This is a genomic window from Dethiosulfovibrio salsuginis, assembly GCF_900177735.1.
Lineage (GTDB): Bacteria > Synergistota > Synergistia > Synergistales > Dethiosulfovibrionaceae > Dethiosulfovibrio > Dethiosulfovibrio salsuginis.
Genome location: NZ_FXBB01000001.1, coordinates 245097 through 258158 on the forward strand (window position 1 = coordinate 245097; position 13062 = coordinate 258158).

The following is a 13062-nucleotide window of genomic DNA, read 5'->3' on the forward strand; positions in this document are numbered from 1 at the left end:
GCGGGACGTAGCGCAGCCTGGTAGCGTACCTGAATGGGGTTCAGGTGGTCGGAGGTTCGAATCCTCTCGTCCCGACCAGATTTATCAGCGGGAAGCTCTTGAGCTTCCCGCTTTTTGTTGTACCGACTCTTTTCCTATAGAAAGATGGGATCCCATTGATTTCAAAAAACGATTTCGCCCCTAGAACCAGCCTAGGTCAGAACTTCCTTGTAAACCTGGATATAGTGAGAAAGACCGTCGAAAGGGCGGATATCTCCGATCAAGACGTAATCCTGGAGATAGGCCCAGGACAGGGAGTCCTTACGAGGGCGATTCTTGGCTCCCCCTGTCGCCACCTCCACTCAATAGAGATAGACAGAAGGCTGGAGCCTTACCTCAGCGACCTGACCGATGAACGAAGATTTTCGCTCCACTGGGGAGACGGGGTTACCTTTCCTTACGAAGAGCTATACCCTATTCCCAACAAGGTAGTAGCTAACATCCCCTACCACGTGACCACCCCTCTTATATGGTCCATAATGGAATCCCTGGCGACAAAGGGATTAAGCTACATGATTCTAATGGTACAAAAGGAGGCGGCGGACCGTCTGGTGGCCTCTAAAAACACCAAAGAGAGGTATCCTCTAGGGATAACCATAGAGACCATGGGAAAGGCCAAAACCTTCATGAAAGTATCGCCAGGGTCTTTTAGACCGATACCGAGGGTATCCTCGGCTTTGGTGGAGATAGAGATACACCGGAGGACGGAATTGCCGCAAAACCATCTCTGGCGAAAGCTCATGAAAGCCTCCTTCGCTCAGAGGAGAAAAAAGCTCGTCAATAACCTTACCGCCTTAGGATGGAAAAAGGACCTTCTAGAATCCTGGCTCGAGAAATCGGATATCCCGACGGCCTCCAGGGCGGAGGATCTATCCTGTGACCAGTGGCTATCCCTTTTGGACATAATCGAGAGAAATACAGAAAGCCCAGCTGACCTTTAAGGTCGACTGGGCTTTCTACGTACTAGATAGGGACTAGATAGGGACTAGTTGATCCTGTCTTTAAGGGCCTTCCCAGGACGGAAAGCGGGCACTTTCTTAGCGGGGATCTCGATGGTCTTCTCCGGATCCTGGGGGTTACGACCGGTTCTGGCGGCTCTCTCCCTCACCTCGAAGGTCCCAAAACCTACAAGCTGTACCTTCTCGCCTTTGGCGAGAGCTTCCTCGATCGACTCCAGAACGGCAGAGACAGCCTCTCCTGCCGCCTTCTTGCTTAGTTCTGCGGACTTGGCCACTGCCTCGATAAGTTCGGTCTTTGTCACGTCAAACTACCTCCTCAAAAGGATAAATATATAAAAAGACACCTGCACCATCGTTTCCACGTCTATGGTACCACAGTCATTTTTATCAGTAACTAGAGCAATGGTCAAGCCTTATCGCTTTTTTCCGTCGCTATTTCTCCAAAAAAGTCGTATCGGGACTCCATCGTAGTCCCCAAGCTTCCTTATCTGGTTTACCATGTGATTCTCAAAAGAGCGAGTGACTATATCTCTCTCGTTGACGAAGAAGACGAAAGTAGGGGGAGCTGAGTCCGCCTGGGTGCAGTAGTAGATCCGAAGCAATTTGCCTTTTTTGTCCGAAGGCAGCCTCTCGAAGGCCAGGATATCCCTGAGAAGGCTATTAAGCTTGGTGGTACTGACCCTGCCTTTTCGACGCTCGTAGACCCCTATAACCTGCTCCAGAACCTTTTCCCCTAAGCCTCTGCCTGTTTTAGCGGAGGTGAACAGCAGTGGAGCGTGGCTCACAAAGCCGAGAGAATCCCTCACAAGATCCCTCTGCTCGTCTCCTAACCTCTCGGAGGTCCCTTTGAGAAGATCCCACTTGTTCATGGCTAAAACTATGCCCTTTCCTCGCTCCACCACCGAGGCGGCGAGTTTTTTATCCTGATCGGTAACCCCTTCCGAACCGTCCATCACCAGGATGGACACATCGCACCGATCGAGGCTTTCCATTGTACGGACAAAAGAGTAATACTCGATATCGTCCTTAAAGCGACTTTTCTTCCTGAGACCTGCGGTGTCTATCAACCTGATCTTAGTACCATCGGAAAGCTCTATAAGAGAGTCGATAGAGTCTCGAGTGGTTCCGGGAACATCGCTGACCAAAGACCGGTTCTCACCAAGCAGCTGGTTAAGTATACTCGATTTGCCTACGTTCGGGCGACCTATCAGGGCGACTTTTATCTCCCCTTCGTCCTCGTCGTCTATCCTTCCATCGGGAAGTATCTCGGTCACCCTGTCGAGAAGATCGTCCACCCCTCTAGCGTGAATAGCGCTGACCCCTATGACGTCCTCGAAGCCCAGAGGATAGGCGTCGTAGACAAGTTCGTCGAACTTCATGTCATCCAGCTTGTTTACCGCCACGATAACCGACTTAGGGGCTCCCTTTCTTATCACCATGGCGATATCCTCGTCCATCCAGGTGATACCCTCTCTTCCGTCTATAGCGAAGATAATAACGTCGCTCTCCTCCATAGCCTGGAGGATCTGTCCCTTCATACCCTCCATTATAGGATCCTCGTCCCTGAGGAGAAGGCCTCCTGTATCGACCAGGTAAAACTTCTTACCTCGCCATTCTACGTCACCGTAGAGCCTGTCTCTGGTAACCCCGGGCATATCGTCTACGATAGCCTTTCGCTCCTTTATGAGACGGTTAAAAAGCGAGGACTTCCCTACGTTGGGACGACCTACGATAGTGACTATTGCCATTTTTTCCTCCCTAATCGGTCCATAGGACCACCTTTGGATAAGACCTGGAGCCTATCGAAAAAAAACGCTCCAGAGCCCTGTATATGGGGAGTATATGGGTAAAAGCGACCCATATAAGATCCCCTGACGGATCGGGGTCCATCACATCCCCTCCTGCTGAGGAAAGGGAGTCGGACACCCTGTCTTTATCTCCTCCTAAACAGGAGATCTCCGCCAGATATCGGAAAGGAGGCAACTCTACATCCCGCCTTTCCTCTAGCTCTCTATTCCAGAACACCGTCCAGCCGGAGTTAAGAGCCATCTGCCATCCCTTACCGGCCCTTCTGCTCTGCAGTATTACCTGACGATCCTCCGGGTTATTCCCCCTCCAGCAGGACTCGACCACCATAGAGTAGGCGGAGTGCCTTGCTCCATGATCCGGCCTCCTGGCCTCTCCATCTCCATCGAGCCAACAGATCAGAGGGACATCGAGATAATCGCAAAGCTCAAGGGCTTTTCTGGTCCCTAGGACAAGCCCACCTGAAGAAAGGGACTTGATCATATCCCTCTTAGCTATCTTGCCCTTAGGCTCATCGGCGGACCATACCACCACCGGACGGTCGGGAACCATCGATTTAGCTGAAGGCATAAGGGCCTCTATCCCGGGATTTTGGCCGGTTATCATAGGTCCTCCACAGTCTGGACAGGTATCGGGCACAGATGCTTTCCTCCCGCATCTAAAACAGGACATACGCCCCCCTTCCAGCCTAAAAGAACCACCACATGGACAGGCTAAAGGAGCTCCGCAATCGTCGCATCTCAGATCTCCGACGTAGCCCTTCCTGTCCAGTATCCACAGGACGACTTTTCCCTTGGAGATATCCCTTATAGTCCTCTCCATAGTGCCCTGTGCCAGAGGGATATCCCTGGATGCCCCGGGTATATCCAGAGTATGGCCCTCTTTGACGTCGATAAAGATCAGCCTTTTTCCCGGTCTGACCCTCTCCTCGTCCGGCGATATACCCTTGAACACCCTTGAGGAAGGAACTCTGCCTCCTAAAATCAGCTTAGCACCTACCTCTTTGGCCATCCTGGACAGAACGCTCCTTCCGTTCAGCCTAGGGGATCTTAAGGATCTATATCCTTCGCTGCCTTCGTCCTCGATAATAACCCTATCCGGCTCGAAAGGGGCGGCCATAACGCCAGGACCTCCGACGATAAAACGGCATTCCCCGTCTCTAGCGGATATCCATGCATTCAACTTCTTCGCTCCCCCGGTGACAGGCCATAACATGCCGCCGTCCAGACCGGCCTTTACAGCACTACGGAAAAAGGACTCCGCCCTGGACTGCTCCGGAAAAGCCACTATCGCTCGACAGGATTGGATCATGGACAGATAAAAATCCGATCTATCGATATCCCGCCATCTATAACAGCTCAGGACCTCTGGCCCATCTATTTCAGGCCCCCCCCCCTGGGAAATGGATTTAAAAGCGGGCACCTTTTCACCTGAAAGAAGCTCCTTAGGGAGCATCGCCATAAGGGCCTGGCCCTGACCGCATAGAAAGGCCCTGCCTGCCCAGGAAATCAGCCTCCAAAGATAGGGAGGTAAAACTGGCTCTCCGTCTATCACAGAGGAAATAGCTCTGACCTTGCCCTCAGGCCAGCTGGAACTTGAGGAAGAGGACAGCACAAATCCAACCCTTTTAGTCCGTCCAACGGGAACTGACACCCTACAACCTGGTATCAGAAGCTCGTCAGATCGGTAAGACAGAGAACCCCACCAGGGACCTGGCACAACTACGTCCACAAAACAGGACACAATCAGCTTTTTCCCCTGATCTCCAGTACCCTATCCCATATCATATCCGCTACGTCCTCTTTAGTGCCAGAGATTTTTTTGAGGGAACCTTCCCGATCGAGGAGGGTCACGTTATTGGTTTCCGAGTCGAAGCCACTGCCCTCCTCGGTTAGATCGTTAGCGGCTATCAGGTCCAAGCCCTTGGAGTTTAGCTTTTCAGTAGCGTTGGACAGGAGATTATCGGTCTCTGCGGCAAAGCCCACTAAGGTCTGGTCGGGTTTCTTTATAGATCCTAATTTTGCCGCTATATCGGGGTTGTTTATCATCGTTATCTCTACCGAATCGGTCCCTTTTCTCTTTATCTTTTTCTCCGAGACCGAGGTAAAACGATAATCGCCTACCGCCGCAGCCTTGACCATAATATCACAGCCAGCCATAGACTCCACAGCGGCATCCATCATATCTAAAGCGGAAACCACCTTAGTTACTCTAACCCCGTGAGGAGAGGACATAGATACAGGACCTGTTATAAGCTCCACATCAGCTCCTCTGTACCAGGCAGTTTTGGCGAGAGAATACCCCATTTTACCGGAACTAGGGTTTGAGATAAACCGTACAGGATCCATAAACTCCCTGGTAGGGCCGGCGGTAACCACCACCGAGAGTCCCTCCATGTCCCTCATCGAAACCGCTCTTTTGGCCTCCTCGACTATTACCTCCCTGTCGGGAAGACGGCCCTGGCCCTCGTAGCCACAGGCCAGGTCGCCCGAATCGGGGTCTATCACCTCGTAGCCCAACTCCTGGAGCTTTTTGAGGTTATCTCTGGTAGCAGGGTGATAGAGCATGTTTACGTTCATAGCGGGAAACACCAAAACCGGGGCTTTCGTCGCCAATACGGTGCTATCCAACAGCTTTCCCCCTGCACCGACCGCAAGCCTTGAGGCAGTATCGGCGGTACAGGGGGCTATTATAACTACGTCAGCCCACTCCGCCAGAGAGATATGAGGAATCTGGCTTCCACCATCTATGGATAGAAAATCCCGGTCCATCCAAACCCTGTTGCTGGACAAAGTAGCCAAAACCATAGGGCTGACGAAGGCCTCGGCGCTATCGGTCAAAATTACTTTTACGTTCCACCCTAGCTGTACAAAGCCCCTCACTATGTGAGGGGCTTTGTACGCAGCGATACCTCCTGTGACACACAGAAGAACGTTAATCTTCTTCGATCCCAGGCTCATCGCGACACTCTCCCCCGTCGATGCCGGGAATGTCGAAAGTGATAGAGAGACTATCGTTCTCAAGCTCCCCTAGAGCGGTGGAGATGAACTTCCCCCCTCTGCCTTTTTCGTCCAAAGGGACACTCCCTTTATCCTCGCTGAGCTTTCTAGCTCTCATTGCCACCACCGAGGTAAGGAGGTATTTATTGCTGACCCCGGAGTTTCGCTGTATTTTATCGATATCAAAAAAACGCATTAATCGACTCTCCTCTTATCATCGCCACGATAAAGTCCGACGAGCCTCTCCATCTCAACGACAGCACCGTTCAGATCGTCGTTTATCACCACGTGATCGTATTTATCCAGTTCTTCCATTTCCTTTAAGGCGTTTTTAAGCCTTAAAGCGATGGTATCGTCGTCCTCCGAACCTCTAGCCCTCAACCTTCGCTCAAGCTCTTCGGTAGAAGGGGGAGAGAGAAAAATCGAAACCACATCGTCACACTTATTCATCACCTGAAGTGCTCCTTGGACATCGATCTCCAGTAAGACGTCCCTACCATCGTCTAAAATTTTATCCACATCGTGCCACAGAGTCCCATAGAGATTTCCATGGACCTCCGCCCACTCCAAGAACTCGCCACGGTCGACCAACTCAAGGAAGGACTCTCGAGATATAAATCGATAATCGATACCGTCTTTCTCGCCCTTTCTAGGAAGCCTTGTGGTGCAGGATATGGAGAAGGAAAGGCCCTCTATGCGGCGAAACACCTCTTTACGAACCGTTCCCTTGCCCGCCCCACTGGGACCGGAGAGGACAAAAAGTAGACCTCTACCTCTTTCATCCATCGCATTCATCCTCGTCAAACCTGTGGACTATGGTCTCAGGCTGGATGGCGGACAATATAACGTGATTGCTGTCGGTAACCAAAATAGCCCTGGTCTTTCTTCCCTGAGTAGCGTCTATAAGCCTTCCTGTCTCCTTAGCCTCTTCCTTCAATCTTTTCATAGGAGCGGAGGAAGGGTGGATAATGCTTATAACCCTATCTGCGACGACCATATTTCCAAAACCTATATGTACCAGCCTCTGAGCCACGAAAATCACTCCACGTTCTGAACCTGCTCACGAATCCTCTCAAGGACCGTCTTACCCTCCACCACAAGCCACCTTATCTCGCTATCGGAGACCTTAGAGCCCATAGTGTTCAGCTCCCTGTTCATCTCCTGAAGCAGGAAATCGAGCTTTCTGCCTATAGGGCCATCCTCAGACATAGTCCCTAGAAACTGTCCTAGATGGCTTTCAGTCCTGCTGATCTCCTCGGAGATATCCCACTTATCGGCGATAAAAGTCATCTCCTGTGCCAGACGCCCCTCGTCTATAGAGCAACTAAATCTCTCGGAGACGGCTTCAACCCTGTCTTTAAGGGCCTCAAAAGCCCTGTCCGCGCCGTCTCTCCAGGAGAGGGATACCTTTTCCACCAGCGATCTGTACCGATCGAGATGACTCTCTATATCCCTTTTAAGCTCATCTCCTTCGGTCTTTCTCATGGATATAAGACCGTCTAGAGCTGATTCCATAAGATCCATCAAAGCCCCACCGAGCTCGTCCCTTACGGAGGGTGAAAGAGAGGGAGGTTCGGTGACCCCAGGAAGCTGAAGAAGGCCCTCCAGGGAGATCGTCCCCGGGTAGCCCAGGCTCTCCCCTATAGACTTTAGCTCCGAGGCATAGCTTGAAAGGACATCGGAATTTATCTTGCCTGCTTTGTACCTGGAAGACCAGGAAAGCTCCACTCGAACCTGTATCTTGCCTCTGTTCAGCCTCTTCTTTACGGCGGAATGGATGGAAGGTTCCTCGGACATCAGATCTCGACCTGTTTTAACAAAAACCTCAAGATACCTGGAGTTCACCGAAAATATCTCCACCGAGAGAGATCCCCAATCCCTGTCCAAAGACACACGGCTAAAACCGGTCATACTGTTAATCATGGATCAACGTCCTTTCCGGCCATCTAAAGCCTTTCCAGAGAGCTCTTGAATCAAAAAACTCTCCAGCTCAAATAGAGATCCTTTTTCCGCACTTATCGCCAGAACCCTCTCACCTTCGCCTTTTATCCTGGTTTGAAGGTTTTTTACCGCTTCATGCTCCATAACGTCGGTCTTGTTTAGAAGGACCACCCTAGGGATCTCCGCCCCGCCTACGTCGATAAGGGTCGATCGAACCACGTCAAGGGTCTCCATAACCTGAGGGTCGGTGCCGTCCAGGAGGACCATAAGCAGATCGGCAAACACCGTCTCCTCCAGCGTCGTACGGAAAGCTGAAATCAACGAAGGAGGCAGGTCCCTTATGAATCCCACCGTATCGACCATCAGAAAGGGAGATCCATCGGGCAGGGATACCGATCTGACCGCCGTATCGAGGGTGGCGAAAAGAGCGTCGGCTACGTAAACCGCGTCGTCCTTTGACATCCTGCGCAGCAGAGTCGACTTGCCGCTGTTGGTGTAACCTACCAGAGAGACTACAGGAATACCGGAGTTAAGCCTTTTTTTTCTCAGCTCCGATCTCCTTTTTTCCAGCTGAGCCAGCTTTCTGTCTATGTCCCTTATCCTTCTCTCCAGCTTCCGTCTATGGATCTCGAACTCCGTCTCCCCTGGACCTCTAGTTCCGATACCTCCGCCTAACCGGGACATCTGGTGTCCTAAGCCTCTGAGATGGGGCAATTCATAGCGACATCGGGCCAGTTCCACCTGAAGCTTAGCCTCCGATGTTCTGGCCCGTTCCTCGAAGATCTTCATTATGACCAGAGGTCTATCCCAGACCTCTCTCCCGGTCAGAGCCCTCAGCGCACCTCTCTGTCTAGGAGAGAGGGGGATATCGCTGACTATAAGGTCGACGTCAGAGCCTTCGCACAGATCTCTCAGCAAAGAGACCTTGCCCTTGCCTATAAGGGTCCCTGGATCGGGGGCTCTTCGTCTCTGTATAACCTGATCCACCACGTGAACGTCGAGGTTTTCGAGGAGTAGCCCCAGTTCAGAGAGGAGCCTTTCGTCGCTTCCGTCTCCTCTGTCGATAGAGACGATAATCGACCTACGAATCCGACTTTGCAAGGTAAAACTGCTCCATGGAGGAAAGTCTCGACTCCAGCTCTTTGAGAAAAATCGACCTCGCCTCCTTTACAGCGACTCCATCGGCAAGGGCTTTAGGCTCGATAGGCTCTCCAAATGTTATGGATACCTTGTTCCAGCCGATTCTACTGGAACCGACGGGCATCGCACGGTGAGTTCCCGATATGTACACAGGTACCACAGGGACGCCGCTTTTCATGGCCAGAAGGGCCACCCCTCCTTCAAGAGGCTTAAGCCTTCCGTCTACAGATCTGGCGCCCTCGGGAAACAGAAGCACCGCCTGTCCTTCCTCTATGAGCTGAAGAAAGGTCTTAAGGGCTCCTCCTGCGCTCTGGGATGACTCTCTACTCACAGGAATAGCGCCTAAGGTACGTAGTAACCAGGCAAATATCTTCGACCCCTGAAATAGCTCCACCTTAGCGAGATATCTGAGCCTATGGGGAAAAGCCGCTCCCACTACTACGGGGTCCAAATTACTACAGTGGTTCACCGCCATTATGAAAGGGGGCAGAGAGGGAACGTTCTCAAGCCCTTGGATCGATATCCTGTTATGGAGCTTGAGAAAAAACAGGCAAAAAAGCCGAACTATCTGATAGATAACCCTATCCTTAAAGCTAGTCATCCGAACGAGCTCCTTCAGCTAAAGAGACAATTCGATCCACTACCTGATCGACGGACAGAGAGGAGGAATCCAGCACAACAGAATCAGGTGCCTCCACGAGAGGGGAGCAGGCTCTCTCCCTGTCGGAACGATCTCTCGTCTTTATATCCTCTAGAACCGAGTCAAAATCGACATCGACCTGTCCTCTGGAGACAAGCTCATCGAACCTTCTACGGGCTCGAACCTCCTCGGAAGCGGTCAGGAATATCTTCAGCGGCGCTAGGGGGAAAACCACGGTCCCCATATCCCTTCCATCGGCGACGAGCCCACCGCCTAAGACCTGTTCCCTCTGTATATCCAGAAGCCTCGCCCTCACAGAAGGCAGTGCGGAGTATTTTGACGCCAGAGAATCGACCAGAGGATTTCTTATCAGGTCGGTGACATCCTTACCGTCCACGAAGACCCTGCCGGAAGCCAAGGCCACCGAGAGATCCCTCAACGTCGCGGAAAGTGACTCTCCCTCCACAGGGGGAATCGCCGCTTTATCCAAAGTATAGGCGATAGCCCTGTACAGAGCTCCCGTATCGAGATAGGAAAGTCCCAGTCTTTTAGCGACACCTCTGGCCACCGAGCTCTTTCCCGCACCGGCAGGCCCATCGATGGTTATAACTATATTTTTAGACGTCATCACCGACCTCTATCCCTCCAGTATCTCCATCTCCTCCGAGACCTTCTCCATTATGTCCACCAGATCGGACAGGAGAAGCTCTTCCTTCCCGGATAGGCCCAATCTTGAGACCGATCCCTCGGATATAGGATACTGAAGCCCATCAGCTCCCACACCGACACCTAGCATCAGGATCATAGAGTTTGCCACGTGAATCACGTCCACCATTCCCCTGTGCTCCATCATATCTTCAGGAAGCTCATCAGGAATATACTGATACTGTATGGCGACCTGATGGGACTCGGGGAGGTTCCATTTTTCGGCCATCATAGCCCCAACCTGAGCGTGGTCGAAGCCCAAAACCATCCGCTCCGCCTCCACGAAAGGAACCTTGTCGGAATCGACGATTCTGACTATTATCTGATACCCAAACTTGATGTAATCGTTTAAGACTATCTTGCCTATTGCGTGTAACATCCCGGCGATATAGGCATCGTCGGGTACACAGCACTTTGTGGTCTCCGCTATGTATCTAGCGGCATAAGCGACGCTCAGAGAGTGCCGCCACAGATCTCCTCTATCCAGGGCGTACCCAGCAAAGGAATTGTCCATCCTTTGGTACACCGTAGCGGCTATAACGATGTTCTTTATAGTCTTGTACCCTAATAGCGCAACCGCTTCCTGTATGCTGGATATTCGGCGAGGCAGGCCGTAAAAAGCCGAGTTAGCCAGTTTGAGGGTACGAATAACCAGTCCCTCATCCTTAGAGAGGCTATCGGCGACGTTGTGAGCACTGCTTTCCGGGTTATCCAGCATTTTAAGGGTCTCCACGACAAATTGAGGGAAGGACTTTACCTCCTTCAACCTGCCTAGAATACGGTTCTGTATCAGCTGTCTGGTCCGATCATCCATAAACCCATCTCCTGCCTTGAACTAGACGATTCCTCCTTGACGGATAGCCCGCCACATCTCCTGAAGCCCTATAGAGCGATATTCACCTGACCTGAGTCTCCTTAGTTCCATTCTACCAATTTTTCGCCTAAAAAGGATACGCACGGAGAGAGAAAAAGAGGAGGCCATCGCCCGAATCTCCCTTTTTAGCCCTTCACTGAGCTCTATGGAGAGCCATCTTCCAAAAGGTTCCTTATCCATCACCTCAAGGGATACGGGCACCACCGTTTTACCGGAAAGGTTTACACCTTTACGCCACGCACCTATAACGCCAGGACCGGGAGGCTCGTCCAGAAGCAGCTCATAGGTCTTGGTATAGCCCGCGCTGGGATGGATAAGCTCGTTGCAGAAATCCCCGTCGTTTGTCAAAATAAGCAGACCTTGGCTGTTTTTGTCCAGCCTTCCTACAGTATAAAGCCTCAGCCCCTCCGCCTCAGGGATTAACTCCAAAACCGTCGGGTCGAATCGATCGGAGGAGGCACACACATACCCTTTAGGCTTATTTATGATGAAATAGGCCAAACTCTCAGGGGACACAGGCTTTCCGTCCACTTCGACGACGTCCTCGGGCTCGACGTTTTGGGCAGGATCGAAAACGATAACCCCGTCGACGGAAACCCTGCCATCGGCGATAAAGGACTCCGAGGCCCTTCGAGAGGCAACGCCACAAAGAGCCAGATAACGGTTAAGTCTCATGATTTTAAACCTCACCTCCCGACCGTAACTCCTCTATCTCCGCGACAGTAGGTAGATCGGAGATAGAACCAAGACCGAAGACCTTTAAAAAGGACTCCCCTGTCCTGTACAGAAGAGGCGACCCGGTGGCCTTCTTTCGACCGGAGATACGGATTATTCCGTGGGTCAACAGGGTATCTATGACCCTCTCGCAGCGGACGCCTCGTATCTCCTCCACCTCTGACCTTGTAACAGGTTGATTATAAGCTATTACCGCCAAAGTCTCCAAAGCGGCTTTACTCAGGCGGATGTTTTCCCTCTCGCTGTTCTCCCTAAAGCTATCCACCGAACTAGAGGTCTCCGGTGCTGTACACAGATGCCATCGCCCCCCGAGAAAGACCACCTCAAGGCCTCTTTCGCCTTCCGAGTAGGACCTGGAAAGGTCCTCCAAGGCGGCCAGAGTTCTATCGACGTCCAATCCTACGGCGGAGGCGACTTGATCGACAGAAGCCCCCTCCGAGGCGACGAACAGCACCGCCTCGACCTGTTTTAAGAGCCCCTTATCGGTTTTGGGGATAGACGAGCACATCGCCAAACATCTCCTTTTGCTCCAGAAAAACCATATTTTTTCTCGACAGCTCAAGAAGAGCCAGCATAGTCACCACCAAAGAGGAGACCTCTCGATTTTCCCCTAACAGAAAAGACAGAGAGACACCGTCAGGTTCAAGCTGTCCTATTATGGTCTCCATACGTTTGTCGACTTGGACCTCGTCTGGAATAGGAGGGGGAACCGCGGCGAAGGAATCGTCCCCCCAGAGATCGTCGGTTTTGTTTTTTTTACCTTTCATCAGCTCCCACCAAAGGGATGATAGGGAGTAAAGATCGCCTATATCGTACCTAGGAGGCAGGGGAAAAGGCGACCGGAAAGACCTTTTTGACCAATCGATCTGAAGATCCGCCAGGACGGCAGCCGCCTTCCTGTAGGGCCTGTACCTCTCCAGGACATCCTCCAGGTTGGGGCCAAGCTCCTCCTGGTCCAAGTCCCCGTCCTCCCAGACCTCTTCGTCGAAAACCTTAGGGGTTAGGGCGATCGCCTTCTCCAGAACCAAGCTAGCGGCCTGGACCAGAAAAGAGGCGATCATCTCTATGGAGACCTCTCCCTTTCGAGAGTGATAGGCGCCGTAGACCTTTATTATCTGAGCTACGCTGATGCTGTTTGCCTCCAGCTCTCTGCTCTCTATGAGGTGACAGAGTAGATCGAGAGGACCGGAAAACCCCTCAACCTCGATCCTAATCATAGGTCGA

General features: G+C 51.9%; 16 protein-coding genes and 1 tRNA gene. 2 read left to right on the forward strand and 15 right to left on the reverse strand.

What is annotated here, in order from left to right; translation table 11 throughout:
- Position 1 precedes the first annotated feature (1 nt).
- Positions 2-78 (forward strand) — tRNA-Pro (locus B9Y55_RS01265).
- A gap of 77 nt (positions 79-155) precedes the next feature.
- Positions 156-980 (forward strand): 16S rRNA (adenine(1518)-N(6)/adenine(1519)-N(6))-dimethyltransferase RsmA, encoded by an 825-nt coding sequence (gene rsmA, locus B9Y55_RS01270; RefSeq protein ID WP_085543533.1) that lies wholly within the window; start codon positions 156-158, stop codon positions 978-980.
- Between the two features lie 44 nt (positions 981-1024).
- Here rsmA and B9Y55_RS01275 read toward each other — a convergent pair whose 3' ends face one another.
- From B9Y55_RS01275 to B9Y55_RS01345, 15 genes are all read right to left on the reverse strand, one after another.
- A complete protein-coding gene (locus tag B9Y55_RS01275; protein ID WP_085543534.1) occupies positions 1025-1300 on the reverse strand; it encodes an HU family DNA-binding protein in 276 nt (91 codons plus the stop codon).
- Positions 1301-1411: 111 nt separating this feature from the next.
- Complete coding sequence (gene der / locus B9Y55_RS01280; RefSeq protein WP_085543535.1) at positions 1412-2746, reverse strand: ribosome biogenesis GTPase Der; 1335 nt, start codon at positions 2744-2746, stop codon at positions 1412-1414.
- 10 nt (positions 2747-2756) lie between these two features.
- Positions 2757-4535, reverse strand: a complete 1779-nt coding sequence (locus B9Y55_RS01285; RefSeq protein WP_143340763.1) for a primosomal protein N' family DNA-binding protein — start codon at positions 4533-4535, stop codon at positions 2757-2759.
- A 14-nt stretch (positions 4536-4549) separates the two neighbouring features.
- Entirely contained in the window at positions 4550-5764 is a 1215-nt protein-coding gene (coaBC, locus tag B9Y55_RS01290; RefSeq protein ID WP_085543537.1) for a bifunctional phosphopantothenoylcysteine decarboxylase/phosphopantothenate--cysteine ligase CoaBC, read from the reverse strand.
- A complete protein-coding gene (locus B9Y55_RS01295; protein ID WP_085543538.1) occupies positions 5739-5999 on the reverse strand; it encodes a DNA-directed RNA polymerase subunit omega in 261 nt (86 codons plus the stop codon). The genes coaBC and B9Y55_RS01295 overlap by 26 nt, the downstream gene beginning before the upstream one ends.
- A complete protein-coding gene (gene gmk / locus B9Y55_RS01300) occupies positions 5999-6589 on the reverse strand; it encodes a guanylate kinase (RefSeq protein ID WP_085543539.1) in 591 nt (196 codons plus the stop codon). Before gmk ends, B9Y55_RS01295 begins: the two co-directional genes overlap by 1 nt.
- Positions 6582-6836: a DUF370 domain-containing protein gene (locus B9Y55_RS01305; protein ID WP_085543625.1), complete on the reverse strand. Its 255-nt coding sequence runs from the start codon at positions 6834-6836 to the stop codon at positions 6582-6584. The genes gmk and B9Y55_RS01305 overlap by 8 nt, the downstream gene beginning before the upstream one ends.
- Positions 6837-6841: 5 nt before the next feature.
- Entirely contained in the window at positions 6842-7726 is an 885-nt protein-coding gene (locus B9Y55_RS01310) for a YicC/YloC family endoribonuclease (protein ID WP_085543540.1), read from the reverse strand.
- Between the two features lie 3 nt (positions 7727-7729).
- Complete coding sequence (gene hflX, locus B9Y55_RS01315) at positions 7730-8845, reverse strand: GTPase HflX (protein ID WP_085543541.1); 1116 nt, start codon at positions 8843-8845, stop codon at positions 7730-7732.
- Positions 8826-9485, reverse strand: a complete 660-nt coding sequence (locus tag B9Y55_RS01320; RefSeq protein WP_085543542.1) for a lysophospholipid acyltransferase family protein — start codon at positions 9483-9485, stop codon at positions 8826-8828. The genes hflX and B9Y55_RS01320 overlap by 20 nt, the downstream gene beginning before the upstream one ends.
- Positions 9478-10152, reverse strand: a complete 675-nt coding sequence (cmk, locus tag B9Y55_RS01325; RefSeq protein WP_085543626.1) for a (d)CMP kinase — start codon at positions 10150-10152, stop codon at positions 9478-9480. The genes B9Y55_RS01320 and cmk overlap by 8 nt, the downstream gene beginning before the upstream one ends.
- 9 nt (positions 10153-10161) lie before the next feature.
- Complete coding sequence (locus B9Y55_RS01330) at positions 10162-11043, reverse strand: HDOD domain-containing protein (RefSeq protein WP_085543543.1); 882 nt, start codon at positions 11041-11043, stop codon at positions 10162-10164.
- A gap of 21 nt (positions 11044-11064) precedes the next feature.
- The gene (locus tag B9Y55_RS01335) at positions 11065-11793 is read right to left on the reverse strand and encodes a pseudouridine synthase (protein WP_143340764.1); all 729 of its coding nucleotides are present in this window, start codon (positions 11791-11793) and stop codon (positions 11065-11067) included.
- A complete protein-coding gene (gene scpB, locus B9Y55_RS01340; protein WP_085543544.1) occupies positions 11783-12346 on the reverse strand; it encodes an SMC-Scp complex subunit ScpB in 564 nt (187 codons plus the stop codon). The genes B9Y55_RS01335 and scpB overlap by 11 nt, the downstream gene beginning before the upstream one ends.
- Positions 12318-13055: a segregation and condensation protein A gene (locus B9Y55_RS01345; protein ID WP_085543545.1), complete on the reverse strand. Its 738-nt coding sequence runs from the start codon at positions 13053-13055 to the stop codon at positions 12318-12320. The genes scpB and B9Y55_RS01345 overlap by 29 nt, the downstream gene beginning before the upstream one ends.
- Positions 13056-13062 lie beyond the last annotated feature (7 nt).

Coding starts and splice junctions, on each gene's coding strand:
- der (WP_085543535.1), bottom strand. CDS start 2,746: ATGGCAATAGTCACTATCGTAGGTCGTCCCAACGTAGGGAAGTCCTCG.
- coaBC (WP_085543537.1), bottom strand. CDS start 5,764: ATGAGCCTGGGATCGAAGAAGATTAACGTTCTTCTGTGTGTCACAGGA.
- B9Y55_RS01295 (WP_085543538.1), bottom strand. CDS start 5,999: ATGCGTTTTTTTGATATCGATAAAATACAGCGAAACTCCGGGGTCAGC.
- gmk (WP_085543539.1), bottom strand. CDS start 6,589: ATGGATGAAAGAGGTAGAGGTCTACTTTTTGTCCTCTCCGGTCCCAGT.
- B9Y55_RS01310 (WP_085543540.1), bottom strand. CDS start 7,726: ATGATTAACAGTATGACCGGTTTTAGCCGTGTGTCTTTGGACAGGGAT.
- B9Y55_RS01320 (WP_085543542.1), bottom strand. CDS start 9,485: ATGACTAGCTTTAAGGATAGGGTTATCTATCAGATAGTTCGGCTTTTT.
- cmk (WP_085543626.1), bottom strand. CDS start 10,152: ATGACGTCTAAAAATATAGTTATAACCATCGATGGGCCTGCCGGTGCG.
- B9Y55_RS01330 (WP_085543543.1), bottom strand. CDS start 11,043: ATGGATGATCGGACCAGACAGCTGATACAGAACCGTATTCTAGGCAGG.
- scpB (WP_085543544.1), bottom strand. CDS start 12,346: ATGTGCTCGTCTATCCCCAAAACCGATAAGGGGCTCTTAAAACAGGTC.
- B9Y55_RS01345 (WP_085543545.1), bottom strand. CDS start 13,055: ATGATTAGGATCGAGGTTGAGGGGTTTTCCGGTCCTCTCGATCTACTC.